We start from the raw sequence: 19,858 nt of genomic DNA, 5'->3' as shown, positions 1-19,858 counted from the left end.
CCATCCCGCGCTACATCAGGAAGTACAGCAGGAACACGTTGCAGCTGAGCAGCGTGAGCGCGGTCGGCACCTGGGCGCGGATCACCGCGTTCTTGTCGGGCAGCTCCAGCAGCGCCGCGGGCACGATGTTGAAGTTGGCGGCCATCGGCGTCAGCAGCGTGCCGCAATAGCCCGAGAGCATGCCGATGGCGGCCATCACGGCCGGGTTGCCGTGGTACATGCCGACCAGGACGGGAACGCCCACGCCACCGGTGACGACCGGGAAGGCGGCGAAGCCGTTGCCCATGATGACCGTGAACAGCGCCATGCCCACCACGAACACCAGCACGGCGAAGAAGCGCACGTCCATGTTGACGTAGCTGGTCGTGATGTGCGCCACGGCCTTGCCCACGCCCGCGTCCGAGAACACCAGACCCAGCATGCCCAGCATCTGCGGCAGCACCAGCGCCCAGCCCAGCGCGTCGGTCAGGCGGCGGGATTCCCGGATGCCCTGCATCGGAGTCTCGTGCGTGAGCCGGCAGGCCAGCGCGAGCGCGATGATGCAGCCGATGCCCAGGCTGACCAGCGTCGTGTTCTTCGGATCGAGCAGCGGCACGCCGCCGATGTCGAGGTACTTGGCCGACACGGTGCCGATCATCGTGACCACTGGGATCGCCAGCGCCGGGATGAACAGCTTGTTGCCCAGACGCTTCGCGCTCGCCGCGTAGTCGGCCGCGCTGCGCGCGGCATGATGGCCGACACCGACGCCGCCGAAGGCGGCGATCAGCGCCATGACGACCACGCCGACGCCGACCCACACGGGCGGCAGCTGGTCGCCGACGATGAACACCAGCGCGTAGAGGCCCCAGAAGAAGGCGCTGGAATAGCGCTTGGGATGCTGGCGGTCGGCCAGCGTCATCACGGCGGTGATGGCCAGGATGGCGCCGACCAGGTAGTAGAGGTGAACGATCGAGAGCGTCATGATCAGGCCCCCTTCGCGGCGACCGCGCTTGTGTCGTCCACCGGCGCATCGCCGGCATCGCCGCCCAGCTCGCGGGCCAGCATCCGGTCCAGCCGCCGCAGCCGCCAGGCATGGATCACGAAGGCGCAGACGGCCGTCGGGATGCCCCACAGCGCGACATGGATCGGCTCGAGGTCGATGCCGGCCTCGCGCAGGAAGGTGGTCATGAGCACGATGGCGCCGAAGGCCACGAAGATGTCTTCACCGAAGAAGAGGCCGACGTTGTCCGTGGCGGCGGCATAGGCGCGCAGCTTGTGGCGGATGTGGTCGGGCAGCTTGCCGTAGCGGGCCTGCGTCGCGCCCTCGGCCATGGGTGCCAGCAGCGGCCGCACCATTTGCGGATGCCCGCCCAGGCTGGTGAGGCCGATCGCCGCCGTCAGCTGCCGCGCGCCCAGGTAGACGATGAGCAGGCGCCCCGCCGTCGCCGACTTGATGCTGCTGATCCAGTTCTGCGCATGCTGGCGCAGCCCGTGCCGCTCCAGCAGGCCGATCACCGCCAGCGGCAGCAGGATGATCAGCGGCAGGTTGCGCGTCTTGATGAAGCCGGTGCCGATGGTCGCCAGGATCTTGTCGACCGGGAAGTGCGCCGCCAGGGCGGTCACGACGGCCGTGATGATCACGACCAGCATCGGATTGAAGCGCAGGATGAACCCCGCGATGATGACGGCGACCCCGAGCAGGGGCCACAGATTGATGTCGGTAGGCAAGACATTTCTCCTGGAAGAAGGGTGGATGACTCAACCATTCCGAATGTTTTGGTGAGTCGCGCGAATCAGATTGTTCAACAATCTAGCGAATCTTGCTCGCATGTCGCATGCCAGTTTCTAGGTGAAATCCCGCGATTCGTTGAGCAATCGAGGGGCGGGGCACGGCCGGATCTGTTACAACCCAGGCCCTATGACCCTTCCCGCCGCCCCCACCGCCGCCGCGACCCAGACGCTGAGCGAACGCGTGGCCGACCAGCTTCGGCAGAAGATCACGCAGGGGGAGTTCTCACCCGGCCAGCGCCTGTCGGAACAGGCCTTGAGCACCAGCCTGGGCATCTCGCGCAACACGCTGCGCGAGGTCTTCCGGATGCTCACCAAGGACGGGCTGATCAAGCACGCACCGAACCGGGGCGTGTTCGTGGCGATTCCGAGCATCTCGTCGATCATCGACATCTACCGGGTTCGCCGGCTGATCGAATGCCAGGCGCTAGCCCAGGCCTATCCGCGCCATCCGGCCAAGAAGAAGATGCGCGAGGCGATCGAGAAGTCGCTCGATTGCCGGGCGCGCGGCGACTGGCTCGGCGTGGGCACCGCCAACATGGCCTTCCACATGGCGATCGTCGAACTGGCCGACAGCGAGCGGCTCAACCTGCTGTTCGCCCCGGTGCTGGCCGAATTGCGGCTGGCCTTCGGCCTGCTGCGCGACCCCGAGTTCCTGCATGCCCCCTACGTGGACATGAACCTGAAGATCCTGGAACTGGCCGAGGCCGGCGAGTTCGCGCGCGCCGCCGAGGCGCTGTCGGAGTACCTGGTGCATTCCGAGCGCATCGTGCTGGCGGTGTATGCGCGGCACATGAGCGATTCGGGCTGGGCCAACTGAAGGCCCGGGCCCTTCAGGCGCGGCGCGCAGGCGTCGTCACCGCCCGAGCGCAGGAAGCGCCCAGCACCAGGTCCATCGGCACGGTGACCTTGCGCGGCGCGGCCGGCGCCGTCCCGGCGATGCGGTCCAGCATCAGGCTCGCCGCCGCCTCGGCCGCCTGCTCGATGTTGAACCGCAGCGTCGTGAGGGTGGGATGCATCAGCGCGAAGACGCTCTCCGTGCCGATGCCCATGACCGACAGGTCGTCCGGCACCACCCGGCCCGCGCCGCGGGCGCTGCGCAGGGCGCCGGCCAGAATGCTCGTCCCCAGCGCGATCAACGCCGTCGGCGGCGCGTCGAGGGCGAGCATCTGCCGCATCTCGGCTTCGGGCGAATCGACCGCCGACTTGAGCATGCACACGAGCGCATCGTCGAAGGGCAAGCCGGCTTCCCGCAGGCCGTCGCGGTAACCCAGCAGCTTCTCCCTGCCGGGCCGGATGGCCACACTCGGGCCGAACATCGCGATGCGCCGGTGACCCAGCGAGACCAGATAGGCCACCGCCTGGCGCACACCATCGCGATGGTCCTGGAACACGAGGTCGGCATCGCAATCGATCTCGCGATCGAAGATCAAGAGCGGCAGCTTGCAGCGCGCGAAGGGATTGCGCCCGCGCGGCACGGCTTCGACGCTGGGTGAGGCCATCACGCCCTCGAGGCGGCGATTCTCGAACAGCGTGAGCAGTTCACTCTCCCTGTCGGGCTGGTCGTAGGTGCTCGCCACCAGCAGCGAGAAGCCGGCCGCCTGCATCCGGATCTCCACCGCCGCGAAGAAGGCCGAAAGAAAGGGATTGGCCATGTTGGAGACCATGAATCCCACCGCCTTGCTGCGGCCGGTGCGCAGGTGCTTGGCGCTGAAGTTGGGCGTGTAGCCCGTCGTCTTGACCGCCCGCAGCACGCGTTCGCGCACCGCCGCGCTCGCGTAGCCCGAGTCGTTGAGCACCCGCGACACGCTCGCGACGGACACGCCCGCGGCCACCGCGACGTCGCGCACCGAGACTGAATCACCCATGTTTTCCCTGATGTAAACGTTCCATGGATTGCATGGTATTCCACCTCGAACCTAAGCTACGGAAAAACATGAAAACGTTTCCATGTTTTCAGCTTTCCACCCCAAACCACCCGGAGCCTCTCATGAACATCGAAGCGGTCTATCGAAAGGCGACATGGCGCATCGTCCCCCTGCTCTTTCTCTGCTATGTCGCCGCTTTCGTCGACCGCATCAACATCGGCTATGCGCAACTTCAGATGAAGGACGCGCTCGGCTTCAATGACGCTGTCTATGGCTTCGGCGCCGGGATCTTCTTCCTCACCTACGTCATCTTCGAGATCCCGAGCAATCTGCTGATGGCGCGCATGGGCGTGCGGAAGACCTTGTTTCGCATCATGTCGCTGTGGGGCCTGGTGAGCATGGCCACGGCCTTCGTGAAGACGCCGCAGCAGTTCTACGCGGCGCGCCTGCTGCTCGGCGTGTTCGAGGCGGGCTTCTTCCCGGCCGTGATGCTCTACCTGAGCTACTGGTTTCCGGCGACGAGGATCGCGCGAATCACGGCCTTGTTCATGACGGCGGTCATGGTGGCCGGCCTGGTGGCCGGTCCGATATCGGGCTGGATCCTGCAGAACCTCGAAGGCGTGTCGGGCTTGCGCGGATGGCAATGGCTGTTCATCCTGGAGGGCATCCCGAGCCTGGTGCTCGCCGGGCTGGCCGCCTGCTTTCTCGCGGATCGGCCGGCCTCGGCGCGCTGGCTGACCGAAGACGAGCGCGACCCTATCGAATCCCGGATTCGCCAGGCGGCGGACCTGAGGGACGGCCAGACAGCCTCGTTCGCGGAGACCGTGCGCGACTGGCGGCTCTATGCCTGGGGGCTCGCGCTGTCATGCGTGATCTGCGCCGGCTACGGCGTGACCTTCTGGCTGCCGCAGATGATCCGCGCCGCGGGCGGACTCGACTTCCGGCAGACCGGTCTTTATTCGGCCATTCCCTATGTCGTCGGCCTGGTGGCGATGCTGTGGACCGCAAGACATGCCGAGCAGGCACAGGAATACCGGTGGCACTACGCGGCGGCCTCCCTGCTGTGCGCGGCCGGACTGGGCCTGACCTTGATCTCGAACACGAATCTGCCGCTCTCGCTCTTCGCGCTGTCGCTGGCCAATGCCGGGCTGGCCGGCGCCCTGCCCGTCTTCTGGGCGCCGGTCGTCGCCCATCTGTCGTCGCGGCATGCGCCGATCGGCATCGCCATCATCACGAGCATGAGCGTCGCGGGCGGCGCCCTCAGCCCGATGATGGTGGGCTGGGCCAAGACATCGACGGGCGACATCCGCTATGGGATGCTGCCGCTGATCGCGCTGGCCATCGCCGCCGCGGTGGTCTATCTCCGTGCGACGCCGAAGAGCGCCGGGCGCCTGCCGATGGCGCTGCGCGAAGCACGGACCTGAACTCATCGTCAAGGAATCAAGCCCCGTCATGAAACCAGCATCCAGTGAACGATGGAAAGTCAGGCCCCCAGGCGCGAACTGGGGCGACTTCGGACCGGACGACCAGCTCGGCCGGCTCAACCTGATCACGCCGAAGAAGGTGCTGGAAGGCATCGGGGAGATCCGCGAGGGTCGCAGCTTCTGCCTGAGCCTGCCCCTGGACTGTCCGGGCGGCAACGTCCTGAACGAAAGGCGGCATGCGCCGCGCCTGTCGCCCACCCTCGTGAAGGACGGCTGCGCCTGCTTCAACTACCCGGCCTGGAAGAACTACGCCGATGCGACGGACGTCATCAGCGACGACATGGTGACGCTGTTCCTGCAGTACTCGACGCAGTGGGATTCGCTCGCGCACGTGGGCTCGCTCTTCGATGCGGACGGCGACGGCGTGCCCGAGATGGTGTACTACAACGGCTTCAGGGCGAACGAGCACATCGTCGGCCCCACGCGCCATGCGGCCGGCGGCGACACGCCGATGGAAGGACCCCACGGCGCCCGCGCCCTGGACATCGCGACGCTCGCGGTCAAGGCGATCCAGGGCAGGGCCGTGCTCGTCGATCTCGCGCATCACTACGGCCTCGCTCGGCAGCCCATCGGCTACCGGGAGCTTCGCCATGTCATCGAGTCCGATGGCCTGTGCATCGGCGAAGGCGACATCCTGTCGATACGCACGGGCTTCGCCGAAGTCCTGCTCGGCATGAACCGCCAGCCCGACAGCGCGCTCCTGAACGCCTGCGGCTGCGTGCTGGACGGGCGCGACGAGGAATTGCTGCAATGGATCAGCGCCTCGGGCATCTCGGCGATCTGCGCCGACAACTACGCCGTCGAGGGGATCTCTTCGCCGCGTGAACCAGGCGCGCACTCGGTGGTGCCGTTGCACGAGCATTGCCTGTTCAAGCTGGGCATGCCGCTCGGCGAGCTGTGGTGGTTCGAGGAGCTGGCCGCCTATCTGCGATCGGCCGGGCGCCACGCCTATTTCCTGACCGCGCCGCCGCTGCGGCTGCCGGGTGCGGTGGGCTCGCCGGTCACGCCGGTGGCCACCGTCTGAAGCTGCCGTGACTTGCGGCGGCAACGCGGCCGCCTGATGGTTTCTTGCGCCTGATCAAGCCCTGGCGGCACGGCCCGCCTTAGCGTCTGGAATCAATCCAGCCCAGCAGGAGCCAGTGATGACGCAACCCGTCCCATCCGAACCGTCCACCACCCCCGTCGAGCCGGCCATCGTCTTGCCGCCCGACGTGTTGCCGCTCATCCCCATGCGCAACCTCGTGCTGTTCCCGCATGTGATGACGGCCGTGAGCGTCGGCCGTGAGAAATCCATCGCCGCCCTCAAGCACGCGCTGGAAGGCGGCACGCAAGTGGGCATCGTGCTGCAGAAGGACCCCGCCGACGAGGACCCCGACTTCGACGCGCTCTGCGCGGTCGGCACCCTCGCCACGATCGTTCACCATTTCGAGCCCGAAGCCGGCCAGCACCATGCGGTGTGCCGGGGAATGCAGCGCTTCCGCATGGTCGCGCCCGTCGCGGGCTACCCCTTCTTCGCCGCGAAGATCGCGCTCATCGAGGAAGTCGAAGACGAGTCCGCCGAGGCCGAGGCGCTGGCGCTCCAGCTGCGCGAGCGCGCGGTCGAGCTGATGTCCTTCCTGCCCAGTGTGCCCGCCGAGCTGGTGCATGCGCTGCAGACCACGCGCGGCCCCTCGGCGCTGGCCGACATCACGGCGAGCGTGATCGATGCCGAGATGCACGAGAAGCAGACGCTGCTGGAGACCATTGCCCCGGCCGAGCGGGTCGGCAAGCTGCTCAAGCTCCTGTCGCATCGCCTCGAAGTGCTGCGCCTGTCCAAGGAGATCGGCGAGCGCACCAAGGAACAGCTCGACGACCATCAGCGCAAGTTCCTGCTGCGCGAGCAGCTCAAGTCGATCCAGCATGCGCTCGGCGAGACCGGCGGCAACGACGAGGAGATGACGCGCCTCGAAGAGGCGATCGCCAAGGCCGGCATGCCCGCCGACACCGAGGCCCACACCCGCAAGGAGCTCAACCGTCTGCGCAACATGCCCGACAGCTCGGGCGAATACTCCATGCTGCGCACCTACCTCGACTGGATGGTGGAGCTGCCCTGGGCGGCCCCGGCCGCGACCTCGATCGATCTCGCCGCCGCGCGCCGCACGCTGAAGACCGATCACTTCGGCCTCGAGCGGGTGAAGCAGCGCATCGTCGAATTCCTCGCCGTGCGCAAGCTCAACCCCGAGGGCCGCGCGCCCATCCTGTGCTTCGTCGGGCCGCCCGGCGTCGGCAAGACCTCGCTCGGCCAGAGCATCGCCCGCGCGATCCAGCGCCCCTTCGTGCGCGTGTCGCTCGGCGGCGTGCACGACGAGGCCGAGATCCGCGGCCACCGCCGCACCTACATCGGCGCCCTGCCCGGCAACATCGTGCAGGGATTGCGCCGGGCCGGCGCGCGCGACTGCGTGATGATGCTCGACGAGGTCGACAAGCTCAACGCGAGCGCGCACGGCGATCCCTCGGCCGCCCTGCTCGAAGTGCTGGACCCGGAGCAGAACAACAGCTTCCGCGACAACTACCTCGGCGTGCCCTTCGACCTGAGCCGCGTGGTGTTCATCGCCACGGCCAACGTGATCGACAACGTGCCGCCGCCCGTGCGCGACCGCATGGAGGTGATCGACCTTCCCGGCTACACGCAGGAGGAGAAGCTGCAGATCGCGCAGACCTACCTGGTGCGCCGCCAGCGGGAAACCAACGGCCTGAAGGAAGAGCAGTGCGAGCTCACCGAGGCGGCCCTCAAGGCCATCGTCTCCGACTACACCCGCGAGGCGGGCGTGCGCCAGCTCGAGCGCGAGATCGGCCGCGCGATGCGCCATGCGGCCATGAAGGTGGCGGAAGGATCGACCGGCAAGGTCCGCATCGACGCGCCCGACCTGGACGCCATCCTCGGGCCGGCCAAGTACGAGAGCGAGATCGCCCTGCGCAGCAGCGTCACCGGCGTCGCCACCGGCCTCGCCTGGACGCCCGTGGGCGGGGACATCCTCTTCATCGAGGCCACCCGCGTGTCCGGCAGCGGCAAGCTGAGCCTCACGGGGCAGCTGGGCGACGTGATGAAGGAGAGCGCCCAGGCCGCGCTCACGCTGGTCAAGTCCCGCGCCGCCGACCTGCGCGTGGCGAGCGCGATGTTCAACGACATCGACATCCACCTGCACATCCCCGCCGGCGCGATCCCCAAGGACGGGCCGAGCGCCGGCGTCGCCATGTTCATCGCGCTCGCCTCGCTGTTCACCGATCGCCCGGTGCGGCACGAGGTGGCGATGACCGGCGAGATCAGCCTGCGCGGCCTGGTGCTGCCGATCGGCGGCGTCAAGGAGAAAGTGCTCGCCGCGCAACGCGCCGGCATCACGACCGTGCTGCTGCCGGCGCGCAACCTCAAGGACCTGCGCGACGTGCCGGAGAGCGTGCGCGCCGCCATGAAGTTCGTCCCGCTGGAGACGGTGGACGACGCGATGCGCGAGGCACTGGCCGAGGCCGGGGCGCGCCGCGCGCCGCCCGAACTCAACCTGGTCTGAACGCCGCCGCCGCGCGCGGCCTTGACAAGGATCAATGGGCCGCGCCCGCGGACGCCTATTCTGGATTCGTCAACACGGCAGTCTGCCCCGTCGAATGGTGGACTCAACAACGGAGACCAGCGATGCAGATGAATGTCGAACAATTGATGGCGGCCTACCGCGGCATGAGCACCATCCGCGAATTCGAGGAGCGCGTGCACAAGGAATTCGCGACCGGCCAGATCCCCGGATTCGTGCACCTGTACGCGGGCGAGGAAGCCTCCGCCGTCGGCGTGTGCATGCAGCTGGGCGACGGCGATCACATCGCCAGCACGCACCGGGGCCATGGCCATGCCATCGCCAAGGGCTGCGACGTCGGCGGGATGATGAAGGAGATCTTCGGGCGCCAGGGCGGCCTCTGCAAGGGCAAGGGCGGCTCCATGCACATCGCCGACATCGGCAAGGGCATGCTCGGCGCCAACGGCATCGTCGGCGGCGGGCCACCGCTGGCCTGCGGCGCGGCGCTGGCCGCCCAGGTGCGCAAGACCCAGGGCGTGGCCGTCGCCTTCTTCGGCGACGGCGCATTCAACCAGGGCACGACGCTGGAGGCGATGAACTTCGCCTCGGTGTACCGCCTGCCTGTGTTCTTCGTGCTGGAGGACAACGGCTACGCCGAGAGCACCTCGAGTTCCTGGTCGATCGGCGGCCACAACCCCGTGCGCCGCGCGGAAGGCTTCGGCCTGCGAGGCAACCGGGTGGACGGCCACGATTTCTTCGCCGTCTACAGGGCCGCGAAGGAGGCGGTGGAGCGGCTGCGCGCGGGTGGCGGGCCGGAGTTCCTGCACATCGAGTTCACGCGCTACTTCGGCCACTTCGAGGGCGACCAGATGACCTACCGCCCACCGGGCGAGGTCAAGGAAGAGCGCAACTTCCTGGACTGCCTGAAGTTCATGCGCGCCAGGCTCACGAGCGCCGGCCTGGTCGGGGCGGATGCGCTGGACCGCATCGAGGCCGAGGTGTCCGCGCTCATCGACACGGCGGTGAAGGATGCCAGGGCGGCGCCGCCGCCCGATGTGTCCGACCTGCTGACGGACGTCTACCAAACCTACCCGGGAGCACTGGCATGAGCAAGAAATCATTCCGCACCGCGCTCAACGAAGCCATGCGCCAGGAGATGGAACGCGACGCCTCGGTCATCGTCATGGGCGAGGACATCGCCGGCGGCATGGGCGCCAAGGGCGAGCAGGACGCATGGGGCGACGTGCTCGGCGCGAGCAAGGGGCTGCTGGGCGAGTTCGGCCGCGGCCGCGTGTTCGACACGCCCATCAGCGAGAGCGCCTTCATCGGTGCCGCGGCAGGCGCGGCGGTGGCGGGGCTGCGCCCCATCGCGCAATTGATGTTCGTCGACTTCTTCGGCGTGTGCGGCGACCAGATCATCAACCAGATGGCCAAGTTCCGCTACATGTTCGGCGGCAAGGCGACCACGCCGGTCGTCATCCGCACGCTCTACGGCGCCGGCACGCGCGCGGCCAGCCAGCACAGCCAGTGCCTCTATCCGATCTTCACCCACATCCCCGGCCTCAAGGTCGTGATTCCTTCCTCGCCCTACGAGGCCAAGGGCCTGCTGATCCAGGCGATCCGCGACGACGACCCCGTGATCTTCTTCGAACACAAGGCGATGTACGACGACGTGGAGGAAGTGCCCGACGAGCCCTATGCCCTGCCCTTCGGCGAGGCGAAGCTCGTGAGAACGGGCGGCAGCGCGACCATCGTCGCCGTCGGGCGCATGGTCAAGCTCTCGGCGCAGGCCGCCGACGCGCTGGAGAAGGAGGACATCCGCTGCGACGTGCTCGACCTGCGCACGACCTCGCCGCTGGACACGCGCTCGATCCTGGCCAGCGTCGCGAAGACCGGCCGTCTGGTGATCGTGGACGAAGCCAGCCCGCGCTGCGGCCTGGCGGCGGACATCTCGGCCATGGTCGCGCAGGCGGGCTTCGATTCGCTGAAGGCGCCCATCCGGATGGTGACGCCGCCGCACACGCCGGTGCCCTTCGCGCCGGGCCTGGAGGATGCCTACATCCCCAGTGCCGCCGCCATCCAGGCGGCCGTCAGGGACACGCTGAAGCCGCGGTCATGAGCGAGGCCATCACCGCCGTCACCGTGCCGAAGCTCGGCCTGACCATGAAGGAAGGCACGGTGGCCGCCTGGCATGCCGCGCCCGGCGCGGCGGTCAGCGTCGGCCAGGCACTGTTCGACATCGAGACAGAGAAGGTCACCAACGAGTGCGTCGCGGAGAGCGCCGGGGTGCTGAGGCGGCAGGTGGTGCCCGAGGGCACCACGCTCCCGGTGGGCGCCCTGGTCGCGGTGATCGCATCGGCCGAGGTGCCGGACGCGCAGATCGACGAATTCATCGCCCGCTTCAAGCCCGAGCAGCAGGCCTGACGGCACCCACACCGGAGAAGAGCATGACATTGAAGGCCGCATTCATCTTCCTGGCCGAGGGCGCGCGCCAGGACGAGCACCGCGCCGTCGTGCGCACGCCGCAGGTCGACCTGGTCGTTGTCGGCGTGCCCGACTACGCGCAGGCCGAACTCGTCGCGCGACAGCTCGTCGATCAGGGCACCGTGGCCATCGAGCTGTGCGGCGGCTTCGGCGTCGCCGGGACGGCGCGCATCGCGCGGGCGGTCGAGGGCAAGGCCGCGGTGGGCGTGGTCCGCTTCGACGCGCACCCGGGCCTGGGCGGAAAGAGCGGCGACCAGGTCTTCGCGACCGCCGCATAGCCCCCGGCCCTCTGGAGACACCATGGCCAGCGAAGCGCCCAAGGTCGAAGGCTACGACTACGCGATGTTCGGCGAAGTCGAGACGAAGCCGCTCAGCCGCATCCGCCAGGTGATCGGCAGGCGCATGACGGCCAGCTGGACCCACGTTCCTCACGTGGCCCAATTCGACGAGGTCGATCTCACGGCGCTGGAGGCGCTGCGGCAGCGCCTGCTGCCGCAGGCGACGGCCGCGGGCCACGCGTTCAGCGTGCTGCCCCTGGTCATGAAGGCCTGCGCCCATGCATTGAAGGCCTTCCCCGACTTCAACGCCTCGCTCGACGAATCCGGAACGCGGCTGATCCTGAAGAAGTACTGCCACATCGCATTCGCCGCCGAGACACCCGTGGGGCTGATGGCGCCGGTCGTGCGCGACGTCGACAGGAAGGACCCGATGGCGATCGCGCGCGATGTCCATGCCCTGGCCCGGCGGGCCAGGGAAGGACAGCTTGCGCTGTCGGACGCCGAGGGCGCCTGCTTCACCGTTTCCAACCTCGGCGCGCTGGGGGGCACCGGGTTCACGCCGCTCATCAACGCGCCGGAGATCGGCATCCTGGGTGTCGCGCGCGCGGCGCCGCGGGTGGTCGAGGACGACGGCCGCTTCGTCTCGCGGCTCTTTCTGCCGCTCTCGCTGGTCTACGACCACCGGGTGATCGATGGCGCGGTGGGCGCGCGCTTTCTCGCGCTCATCCACCAGCAGCTTGCGCAACCCGACATGCTCGGCATGCCCTGAGCGGTACACGCGATGACCGCCCTCCTGACCGACCTGTACCAGCTCACGATGCTGCAGGCCTATCTTGAAGAGGGAATGAGCGCGCCGGCCGTCTTCGAGTTGTTCGTGCGCAAGCTGCCGCCGCAGCGCAACTTCCTGGTCGCCGCCGGGCTGGAGCCCGTGCTTCAGTTCCTGGAGACACTGTCCTTCTCCGAAGCGGAGATCGACTGGCTGCGCGAACAGGACGGCTTCTCCCCGCAGCTGCTGGAGCAGCTCGGCGGGCTGCGCTTCGAAGGCGATGTCGATGCCATGCCCGAGGGCACCGTCTTCTTTGCCGACGAGCCTTTCATCCGCATCACCGCCGCGCTGCCGCAGGCGCAGCTGGTGGAAAGCCGGCTGCTGAACCTCGCGCATTTCGCGACGCTCATCGCGTCGAAGGCCGCGCGCATCGCGCTGGTCGCCGGCGGCAAGCGGCTGATCGATTTCGGCATGCGCCGCGCCCATGGCGCCGAGGCGGCGCTGCTGGCCGCGCGCTCGGCCTACCTCGCGGGCTTCGACGGCACCGCCACGGCCGAAGCCGGGCGGCGCTACGGCATTCCGGTCTCCGGCACCATGGCGCACTCCTTCGTGCAGGCCCACAGCAGCGAGCGCGCGGCGCTGGAGGCCTTCGCGCGCGCCCGGCCCCACGGCCCCACCCTGCTGATCGACACCTACGACACCGAGGCCGCCGCGGCCAAGGTGATCGAACTCGTGCCGCTCCTGCGCCGGGACGGCATCGCGGTGGCCGGCGTGCGCATCGACAGCGGCGACCTGGCCGCGCATGCGCGGGCGGTGCGCGCCCTGCTCGACGCGGCCGGGCTGCGCGACATCGGGATCTTCGCCAGCGGCGACCTCGACGAGCACCGGGTCGCGGCGCTCGTCGCCGACGCGGCGCCCATCGACGGCTTCGGCGTCGGCACCGCCCTGGACACCTCCTCCGACCATCCCGCCCTCGACGCGGTCTACAAGCTGCAGTCCTATGACGGCCAGCCGCGCCGCAAGCGCTCCGAAGGCAAGGCCACCTGGCCCGGGGTGAAGCAGGTGGTGCGCCTGCTCGGGAGCAACGGCCGCATCGAACGCGACATCGTGCAGCTCGACAGCGAAGCCTGCGGCGGCGAAGCCCTGCTGCTTCCCTGCATGCGCGGCGGGCGGCGCGTCGGTGCCGCGCCGACTTTGCGGGAATCGCGGGACCATCACGCGCGGCAGATGAAGCTGCTGCCGGACGCCCTGCGAGGCCTCCAGGCGGCGCCGGCCTGTGTCGCCGTGGACATCTCTTCGCAGGTCCGTGCGCTGGCACTGCAGGTCGATGCGGCCGTCCATTGAGCGCCCGGGGAGCCGCGCGTGACCCCGATGGACGCCGACGCCGGCATGGAAGCCAGGCTGCGCTGCCTCGAAGCGCATCTCTGCGCCGACGACCGGGACGCGCAGGTGCGCCGCATCGAGACCCACATGTCCTGGGTCCTGGTCGGGCAGCGCCGCGTCCTGAAGCTGAAGAAGCCCGTTCGCATGTCCTTCCTGGATTTCTCGACCCTGGAGGCGCGCGAGCGCAACGCGCGGCAGGAAGTGCTGCTCAACCGCCGGCTCGCGCCGAAGGTGTACCTCGGGCTGCTCGCGCTCCAGCAGGAAGACGGAGAGCTTCGCGCCGTGCCGGAAGAGCGGCTGCCGGCCCCCGGCCGCACCATCGATTGGGTGGTCGTCATGCAGCGCCTGCCATCGGAGCGCATGCTCGACGCGCTGATCGCGCGCGGCGAGCTGCGCCCATCCCACATCGATGCGCTGCTGGGCATCCTGGTGCCCTTCTATCGCGGCGCGGCGCGCGCGAAGGTCGACGAGGCCGGCTACGTCATGCGCATGCGCGAGGACCTTGCCCGCAGCCGCGACGTGCTCGAACGCCCGCAGCTGGGCCTGCTGCGCGCGCGCGCGCTGATCGAGCGCACGGACAGCGCCATCACGCGGCACGAAGGACTGCTGCGGCGGCGCGTCGCCGAGGCGCGCATCGTCGACGGGCACGGCGACCTGCGGCCCGAGCACGTGGCGCTCACCGATCCGCCGGTGGTGATCGACGCCCTGGAGTTCGACGAACGGCTGCGCGAGGTCGATCCCTTCGACGAGCTGTGCTTCCTCGGCCTCGAATGCGCGGTCGCGGGCGATGCCTCGGTCGGCCCCAGCCTCCAGGCGGGGCTGGCCTCGGCCCTGGGGGATGCGCCACCGGCCGCACTCCTGATGCTCCATACGGCGGCGCGCGCCCTGCTGCGCGCCCGGCTGAGCGCGGCGCACCTGCTCGAAGCCGAGGTGCGCACGCCGTGGAAATGGCTGCCCCAGGCCTCGCGCTACCTCGACCACGCGACTGCCGCGCTGGAGCGCCTGGAGCGCCTTGTCGATAGCTGAGGCCTAGCTGCCGCGGGGCTCCATCCCTTCAAGCGCGGCGGGGACTTCGCCCGCGTCCCACTTCTTCAGCAGATCGAGCGGAATGGCATCGGCCAGCTGGGAAAAGCGCTGGCCCACCATGCGCTCCGCCTGCTTCAACAGCACGGCGACCGTTCGCCCGGCGGCACCCTGGCCTGGAAGGCGGTCGCGCGCGGCACCACCACCCCGCGCGCGATGTCGCCTTCGCTCGTCCTCGGGTGGCCACCCAGCGCGGCCCGGATTCTTTCACTTGCCATTTTTCTGGAACTCCTTGGCATAGCCGAGGCCACGCGCGCTTTGTTGGGGGAAATGCTCACTCGCGCTAAGTTCGCCGGTGCCGTCGGGATAGATGTGCAAGCCCAGGTAGCGGCTGTTCGGCGCGAGGTGTTCCTCGTCGAAGCGGATGGGCGTCCTGTTGGCGAACCTTCGGCCTGAAATCGCGTCCCGCCACGTCAGTGATTGAAGCCCGAAAGGGATGGCGACGCGCGCGACCACCGAGTTCTTGCCAAGGGGCGTGCGCGACAAGGAGGCCGAGTGGCCGACCACCCTGTCGTTCAGGTGAACGTCATAGATCGGGCGGTCGATGTAGTTGAAGACGACCACATCCAGCACGGCCTCCCTCTTCCCGTGCGCGCTCTCAGCCGCGCTCTGCGCGATGCAGATCGGGAACGGGCAGGGCAGGCTCGCGGCAAGCAGCCGGCAGACGATGACGAGGGCGCGGCGCTTGTTCATTTCTCCCTGACTCCCCAGAGTTCCATGCGCAATCCGGGCAACTCGCCCGCCACGCGCAACGCCATCCCGCCGTACTTGAGCAGGTGCTCCCAGAGCGGCCCGCGCGGTTGGAACTGGAAGTACACGAAGCCGGCGTTGAACGGAATCTGCCTCGGCGGCACGGGCAGGCTCCGCAGGGCGATGCCCGGCAGCTTCGCGTGGATGAGGTCCGGCAGGCGGTCGCTCGGCGCCGCCTTGCAGTGCGCGGGGAACTGCGTGGCCAGCTGGTCCGGGGGCATCTGCGCCGCGCCGGCGAACACGAGGCTGGCAAAGCCCTGCGGTTCGGACGGCTCGACGCTCGCCACCCGCATGCCGTTGGGGCGCTCGGTCAGCGCGATGCTCCCGGCGCTGCGCACCAGCACGTCGTTGAGCATCGCCTGCACGTCAGTGACCAGCTCCCTGAAGAAGTGGTACGGCTCCCCGTGCTGGTCGCCCGCGTCGCCCGTCAGCAGGGGGCGACGGCGCAGCAGGATGTCGACCATGGTCCGGATCTCGTGCGCGCGACCGACGACCCCGTCGATGCCGCCGCCGCGCGCCCGCTCGGTGAGATCGCTGCAGTACCTGGCCAGGGCGGACTCTCCGTCCGCCGCCGCGGCCATGGCGCCCGTTGCCTCGCCCGGCATGACAGGGGCCGGCCCGGAACCGTCGTGCGCGCCCTCGCGCTCCTCGATGCCGCAGTGGCGGCAGATGCGGTGCAGGTCGCTGTCGCCGAGCTGCCAGAGCTGGTGGAGCCAGTGCGTCAGCTCGACATGCGGATTGCCGCGCAGCCTGGCGAAGGTCGTGGCCGACTCGATGGAGCGAAACAGCGTGCGATTGAGCTTGCCGAACAAGACCCTGCGCGAGACGGCCGTCGCCCGCCCCTCCCCCATCCCCAGTGAACCCATGGAAACCCAACCTTCGAAGACACCCCACCCATGCCTGAAGTCCCCGAGGCGTACTGCCGTCGAGTGACCCAGGCCCTCCCGTCCCACATGCGGTCCGGCGCGAGCCGGCCTCAGCGAACGGGCCGTTGTGTCACGAGATCAGCGCGCGCCGGAAGGCGCTCGCCAGAATTAGTCAGAATCAGATGTGCCCAAAAAGGGGGAGGTCGCCCGCTAGCGCATCCAGCCCGCGTGGCTCGCGCGGATGGCGTCGGCGAACAGCGGCACCACCGAGGCGACCTCCAGCTTGTCGCGCACCGCGCCGCTGTCCGGCAGCCGGAATGGCGGCACGCTGTCGGTCACGATCAGGCGCGACACCTCCTCGGAGGCCAGCGTCTGCGCCGCCTTGCCGACGAAGAGGCCGTGCGCCGCGCAGGCGATCACGGTCTTCGCTCCCGCGCGGCGCAGGGCATGGGCGCCGCGCTGCATGGTGTCGCCGCTGGCGATCAGGTCATCGAGCAGCAGCACCGTCGCGTCCGCCACCTCGCCCGCCACCAGGTCGCCGCCGCTCAGCACCCCGGCGCTGCGGCGCTTGTCGATCATGGCGAAGCGCACCGGCTCGCCCAGCTGCGCCTCCAGCGCCTCGCGCCACAGCAGCGCGCGCTTGACGCCGCCCGGGTCCGGCGAGGCCACGGCCAGGGGCCCCTGGCCCGAGAGCGCCTGCGCCATCGGCCGGAAGGCCTGGTGCGCCTGCAGATGGATGGTCGGGCAGCGGAATGCGTTCTGGAAGGCCGCGAGGTTGTGCGCCTCCAGCACGATCAGCTGGCTCATGCCGGCCGACTCCAGCCACTGCGCGATGTAGCGCAGGCCCAGCGGGTCGAAGGGCTTGGTGCGGGCATCCTTGCGCGCATAGGCGAGGTAGGGAACCACCGCGGTCACGCGCGCGGCGCCATGGTCCTTCAGCGCGCCGATGAAGATCAGCAGGCGGCAGAGCTTGTCGTGGGGACTCAGCCGCGGACCGCCGTGCAGGCTCAGCAGCACATAGGCGTCGGCACCGCGCGGGTCGACCAGCGGGCGCAGCTTGCACTCGCCGTCCTCGAACACGCGCTCCTCGTGCGGCGAGAGCGGCACGGCCAGCGCATCGGCCAGCGCGCGCGCGAAGGCATCGGCGGGTTCGAGGGAAAAGAGGAGCATCGGCGAGCCTCCCTGAACTGCGCGGGCCCCCGCCGTCCGCCCTCAGAGCACCTCGATCGCCAATGCGATGCCCTGCCCACCGCCGATGCACAGCGTGACGATGCCGCGCCGCAGGCCGTCGCGCTTCATCGAATGGATGAGCCGCGTCGTCAGCACCGCGCCGGTGGCGCCGATCGGGTGGCCGTGGGCGATGGCGCCGCCCTCCACATTGACCAGCTCCGGCGCGAAACCCAGTTCGCGCAGGCAGGCCAGCGTGATGGCGGCGAAGGCCTCGTTGATCTCCACGCGCTGGACCTCGCCCACCGTCCATCCGGCGCGCGCCAGCGCCTGCCGCACGGCCGGCACCGGCCCCAGGCCGAAGAAGCCGGGCTCCACGGCACTGACCCCGTAGGACACCAGCCGCGCCATCGGCTTGAGGAAGTTCTTCTCGGCCCACTGATGCTCGGCCACGAGCATCGCCGCGGCGCCCGAGTTCAGGCCCGGCGCGCTGCCGGCGGTGATGGTGCCGTCCTTGCGGAAGGCGGGCTTGAGCCGCGCCAGCGACTCGGCCGTGGTCTCGGGCCGGTTGTGCTCGTCCTTGGCGAAGCGCTCGGTGCCCTTGCGCGTCGGCACCTCGACCGCCGCGATCTCCTCCTCGAAGCGGCCGGCAGCCTGCGCCGCCGCGAAGCGCTCCTGCGAGCGCAGGGCCCAGCGGTCCTGGTCCTCGCGCGTGATGCCGCGGGCCTCCACCAGGTCCTCGGTGTGCCAGCCCGAATGCTGGCCGCTGAACGCGTCGTTGAGGCCGTCGTGCAGCATGCTGTCGAAGAAGGTCACGTCGCCCATGCGCGCGCCCCAGCGCCCCTGCGGCAGCAGGTAGGGCGCGCGGTCCATGTTCTCCATGCCGCCGGCGATGGCGCAGTCGACCATGCCGGCGCCGACCTCCAGCGCCGCGCTGACGATCGCCTGGGCACCCGATCCGCACACGCGGTTGACCGTCAGCGCGGGCACCTCGACCGGCAGGCCGGCGGCGATGCCGGCCTGGCGCGCCGGGTTCATCTTCCCCCCCGCCTGGATGACGTTGCCCATCACCAGCGTCTGCACCTTGTCGGCGGGCAGGCCGGACAGGCGCAGCGCCTCGCGCACGACCACCGCGCCCAGGTCGGGTGCGGGCACCTCCTTGAGGCTGCCGCCGTAAGTGCCGATGGCGGTGCGCACCGGGTGACAAAGAACGATGTCGCGCTGGGTCATGGAATCACTCCTCGTATCGAGATACACAGAGGCTAGGCGCATGCCGTGGCCGGCGCATTGACGCTCATCAACTCGCCCGCCGGGCCTCGATGTAGGCGAGCACGTCCGCGAGGCAGACCAGGCGGGCGTAGTCCGACTCCGGGACCTCGAAGCCGAAGCGCGCGCCCAGCGCCATCAGGAAGTTGAGCCAGTCCATCGAATCCAGGTCGACCTGGCGGCGCAGCGGACGCCGCCAGTCGATCTCCGCGGGTTCGATCTCGGGCGCGATCGTGCGCAGGAGCGCGAGCACCGTGTCGGCCATGGCCTGGCGATCTTCATTCATGGGCTTCACCTTCCTCGGGCATGCCGGCGCCCGTCCGTGCCGCCAGCGCCTGCGGCTCCTGCAGCAGCTCGCGCAGCTCGGCGAGGAACAGCGCGCCGCGATGTCCGTCCGACACCCGATGGTCGGCGGCCAGCGTGGCGCAGACCACCGGCAGGAGCGCGATGGCGCCGTCCGCCCGCGCCCACGGACGCATGGCGATCCGGCCCAGGCCCACGAGCGCGACTTGGGGCGGATAGATCACGCCATACACGGCCTCCACGCCCTGGTCGCCGAGATTGGTGACCGTGATCGTCGGGTCGGACATCTCGGAGCTGCGCAGCGAGCCGGCGCGCGCGCGCCCCACCAGGTCGTTCAGGTCGCGCATCAGCTGCTCCAGCGACTTGCCGCCCACGTCGTGGATGGCCGGCGCCACCAGCCCTCCGCCACGCAGCGAGATCGCCACGCCCGCATGCACGGCGGCGGCGGGCACGAAGACCCCTTCGCGATGGAAGCCGTTGAGCTCCGGCGTGCGCCGCAGCGCGGCGGCCACCGCCTTGAGCATCAGCACCGCCGCGAGCATGCGCTCGGCGATGGGCACGCCCTCGTTGCGCTGCTGCAGCCAGGCCAGCGCGTTCGCCATCGGGATCGACTCCGACAGGTAGTAGTGCGGAATCTCGCGCTTGGAGCGGCTCATGGCCGCCGCGATCGCCTTACGCATCGCCTGGCTGCGATCGGCGGTGGATGGCGCGCCGGCGCTCGCGCTTGCCGCCGCCTCGACGTCCGCCAGCGTGACCGAGCCCTGGACCCCGGTGCCCGCCACCGTGTCGGCGTCGATGCCCAACTCGCGCGCGCGCCGGCGCGCGGCGGGCGACACCGCCCTGCGCGGCGC

The 19,858-nt window shown here is 69.4% G+C and carries 22 protein-coding genes; 11 read left to right on the top strand and 11 right to left on the bottom strand.

What is annotated here, in order from left to right; genetic code table 11:
* Positions 1 to 10: 10 nt before the first annotated feature.
* Both AC1DNF_RS24165 and AC1DNF_RS24160 read right to left on the bottom strand, forming a co-directional pair.
* Positions 11 to 961 (bottom strand): DUF979 domain-containing protein, encoded by a 951-nt coding sequence (locus AC1DNF_RS24165; RefSeq protein ID WP_478151180.1) that lies wholly within the window; start codon positions 959 to 961, stop codon positions 11 to 13.
* Between the two features lie 2 nt (positions 962 to 963).
* Complete coding sequence (locus AC1DNF_RS24160; protein ID WP_478151179.1) at positions 964 to 1,707, bottom strand: DUF969 domain-containing protein; 744 nt, start codon at positions 1,705 to 1,707, stop codon at positions 964 to 966.
* 190 nt (positions 1,708 to 1,897) lie between these two features.
* On the opposite strand from AC1DNF_RS24160, the gene AC1DNF_RS24155 reads away from it, so the two are divergent.
* Positions 1,898 to 2,587: a GntR family transcriptional regulator gene (locus tag AC1DNF_RS24155; RefSeq protein ID WP_478151178.1), complete on the top strand. Its 690-nt coding sequence runs from the start codon at positions 1,898 to 1,900 to the stop codon at positions 2,585 to 2,587.
* A 13-nt stretch (positions 2,588 to 2,600) separates the two neighbouring features.
* On the opposite strand, the gene AC1DNF_RS24150 is transcribed toward AC1DNF_RS24155, so the two are convergent.
* Positions 2,601 to 3,635, bottom strand: a complete 1,035-nt coding sequence (locus AC1DNF_RS24150; RefSeq protein WP_478151177.1) for a substrate-binding domain-containing protein — start codon at positions 3,633 to 3,635, stop codon at positions 2,601 to 2,603.
* A 122-nt stretch (positions 3,636 to 3,757) separates the two neighbouring features.
* Here AC1DNF_RS24150 and AC1DNF_RS24145 point away from each other — a divergent pair, with 122 nt between their 5' ends.
* From AC1DNF_RS24145 to AC1DNF_RS24100, 10 genes are all read left to right on the top strand, one after another.
* Complete coding sequence (locus AC1DNF_RS24145) at positions 3,758 to 5,059, top strand: MFS transporter (protein WP_478151176.1); 1,302 nt, start codon at positions 3,758 to 3,760, stop codon at positions 5,057 to 5,059.
* A gap of 28 nt (positions 5,060 to 5,087) precedes the next feature.
* Positions 5,088 to 6,143, top strand: a complete 1,056-nt coding sequence (locus tag AC1DNF_RS24140; RefSeq protein ID WP_478151175.1) for a cyclase family protein — start codon at positions 5,088 to 5,090, stop codon at positions 6,141 to 6,143.
* A 118-nt stretch (positions 6,144 to 6,261) separates the two neighbouring features.
* The gene (gene lon / locus AC1DNF_RS24135) at positions 6,262 to 8,664 is read left to right on the top strand and encodes an endopeptidase La (protein ID WP_478151174.1); all 2,403 of its coding nucleotides are present in this window, start codon (positions 6,262 to 6,264) and stop codon (positions 8,662 to 8,664) included.
* 122 nt (positions 8,665 to 8,786) lie between these two features.
* Positions 8,787 to 9,770, top strand: coding sequence for a thiamine pyrophosphate-dependent dehydrogenase E1 component subunit alpha (locus AC1DNF_RS24130; protein ID WP_478151173.1), 984 nt, complete (start codon positions 8,787 to 8,789; stop codon positions 9,768 to 9,770).
* Positions 9,767 to 10,780 (top strand): alpha-ketoacid dehydrogenase subunit beta, encoded by a 1,014-nt coding sequence (locus AC1DNF_RS24125; RefSeq protein ID WP_478151172.1) that lies wholly within the window; start codon positions 9,767 to 9,769, stop codon positions 10,778 to 10,780. The genes AC1DNF_RS24130 and AC1DNF_RS24125 overlap by 4 nt, the downstream gene beginning before the upstream one ends.
* Positions 10,777 to 11,085 carry a biotin/lipoyl-containing protein gene (locus tag AC1DNF_RS24120; RefSeq protein WP_478151171.1) on the top strand — a complete coding sequence of 103 codons (309 nt, stop codon included), beginning with the start codon at positions 10,777 to 10,779 and terminating at the stop codon, positions 11,083 to 11,085. The genes AC1DNF_RS24125 and AC1DNF_RS24120 overlap by 4 nt, the downstream gene beginning before the upstream one ends.
* Before the next feature lie 23 nt (positions 11,086 to 11,108).
* Positions 11,109 to 11,423, top strand: a complete 315-nt coding sequence (locus tag AC1DNF_RS24115; protein ID WP_478151170.1) for a DUF6506 family protein — start codon at positions 11,109 to 11,111, stop codon at positions 11,421 to 11,423.
* Positions 11,424 to 11,445: 22 nt separating this feature from the next.
* Positions 11,446 to 12,192 (top strand): 2-oxo acid dehydrogenase subunit E2, encoded by a 747-nt coding sequence (locus AC1DNF_RS24110; protein ID WP_478151169.1) that lies wholly within the window; start codon positions 11,446 to 11,448, stop codon positions 12,190 to 12,192.
* A 12-nt stretch (positions 12,193 to 12,204) separates the two neighbouring features.
* A complete protein-coding gene (locus tag AC1DNF_RS24105) occupies positions 12,205 to 13,533 on the top strand; it encodes a nicotinate phosphoribosyltransferase (RefSeq protein WP_478151168.1) in 1,329 nt (442 codons plus the stop codon).
* Positions 13,534 to 13,551: 18 nt separating this feature from the next.
* Positions 13,552 to 14,598 carry a hypothetical protein gene (locus AC1DNF_RS24100; protein WP_478151167.1) on the top strand — a complete coding sequence of 349 codons (1,047 nt, stop codon included), beginning with the start codon at positions 13,552 to 13,554 and terminating at the stop codon, positions 14,596 to 14,598.
* A 3-nt stretch (positions 14,599 to 14,601) separates the two neighbouring features.
* Here the strand turns inward: AC1DNF_RS24100 and AC1DNF_RS24095 are convergent, their stop codons facing one another.
* The 8 genes from AC1DNF_RS24095 to AC1DNF_RS24060 all read right to left on the bottom strand — a co-directional run.
* The gene (locus tag AC1DNF_RS24095; protein ID WP_478151166.1) at positions 14,602 to 14,742 is read right to left on the bottom strand and encodes a hypothetical protein; all 141 of its coding nucleotides are present in this window, start codon (positions 14,740 to 14,742) and stop codon (positions 14,602 to 14,604) included.
* Entirely contained in the window at positions 14,733 to 14,873 is a 141-nt protein-coding gene (locus AC1DNF_RS24090) for a hypothetical protein (protein ID WP_478151165.1), read from the bottom strand. The genes AC1DNF_RS24095 and AC1DNF_RS24090 overlap by 10 nt, the downstream gene beginning before the upstream one ends.
* On the bottom strand, positions 14,863 to 15,348 hold the full coding sequence (locus tag AC1DNF_RS24085; RefSeq protein WP_478151164.1) for a hypothetical protein: 486 nt from the start codon (positions 15,346 to 15,348) through the stop codon (positions 14,863 to 14,865). Before AC1DNF_RS24085 ends, AC1DNF_RS24090 begins: the two co-directional genes overlap by 11 nt.
* Complete coding sequence (gene tssK, locus AC1DNF_RS24080; RefSeq protein WP_478151163.1) at positions 15,345 to 16,271, bottom strand: type VI secretion system baseplate subunit TssK; 927 nt, start codon at positions 16,269 to 16,271, stop codon at positions 15,345 to 15,347. The genes AC1DNF_RS24085 and tssK overlap by 4 nt, the downstream gene beginning before the upstream one ends.
* 210 nt (positions 16,272 to 16,481) lie before the next feature.
* Entirely contained in the window at positions 16,482 to 17,441 is a 960-nt protein-coding gene (locus AC1DNF_RS24075; RefSeq protein ID WP_478151162.1) for a ribose-phosphate diphosphokinase, read from the bottom strand.
* Between the two features lie 42 nt (positions 17,442 to 17,483).
* Positions 17,484 to 18,668 (bottom strand): thiolase family protein, encoded by a 1,185-nt coding sequence (locus tag AC1DNF_RS24070; protein ID WP_478151161.1) that lies wholly within the window; start codon positions 18,666 to 18,668, stop codon positions 17,484 to 17,486.
* A 67-nt stretch (positions 18,669 to 18,735) separates the two neighbouring features.
* Complete coding sequence (locus AC1DNF_RS24065; RefSeq protein ID WP_478151160.1) at positions 18,736 to 18,990, bottom strand: acyl carrier protein; 255 nt, start codon at positions 18,988 to 18,990, stop codon at positions 18,736 to 18,738.
* Positions 18,983 to 19,858 (bottom strand): dihydrolipoamide acetyltransferase family protein (locus AC1DNF_RS24060; protein WP_478151159.1); only part of this gene is annotated, 876 nt, incomplete at its 5' end. The genes AC1DNF_RS24060 and AC1DNF_RS24065, both read right to left, overlap by 8 nt.

Source organism: Variovorax sp. 01T432 (assembly GCF_056398605.1).
The sequence above is the reverse complement of the archived record's forward strand: the minus strand, read 5'-3'. Positions and strand labels throughout refer to the sequence as shown.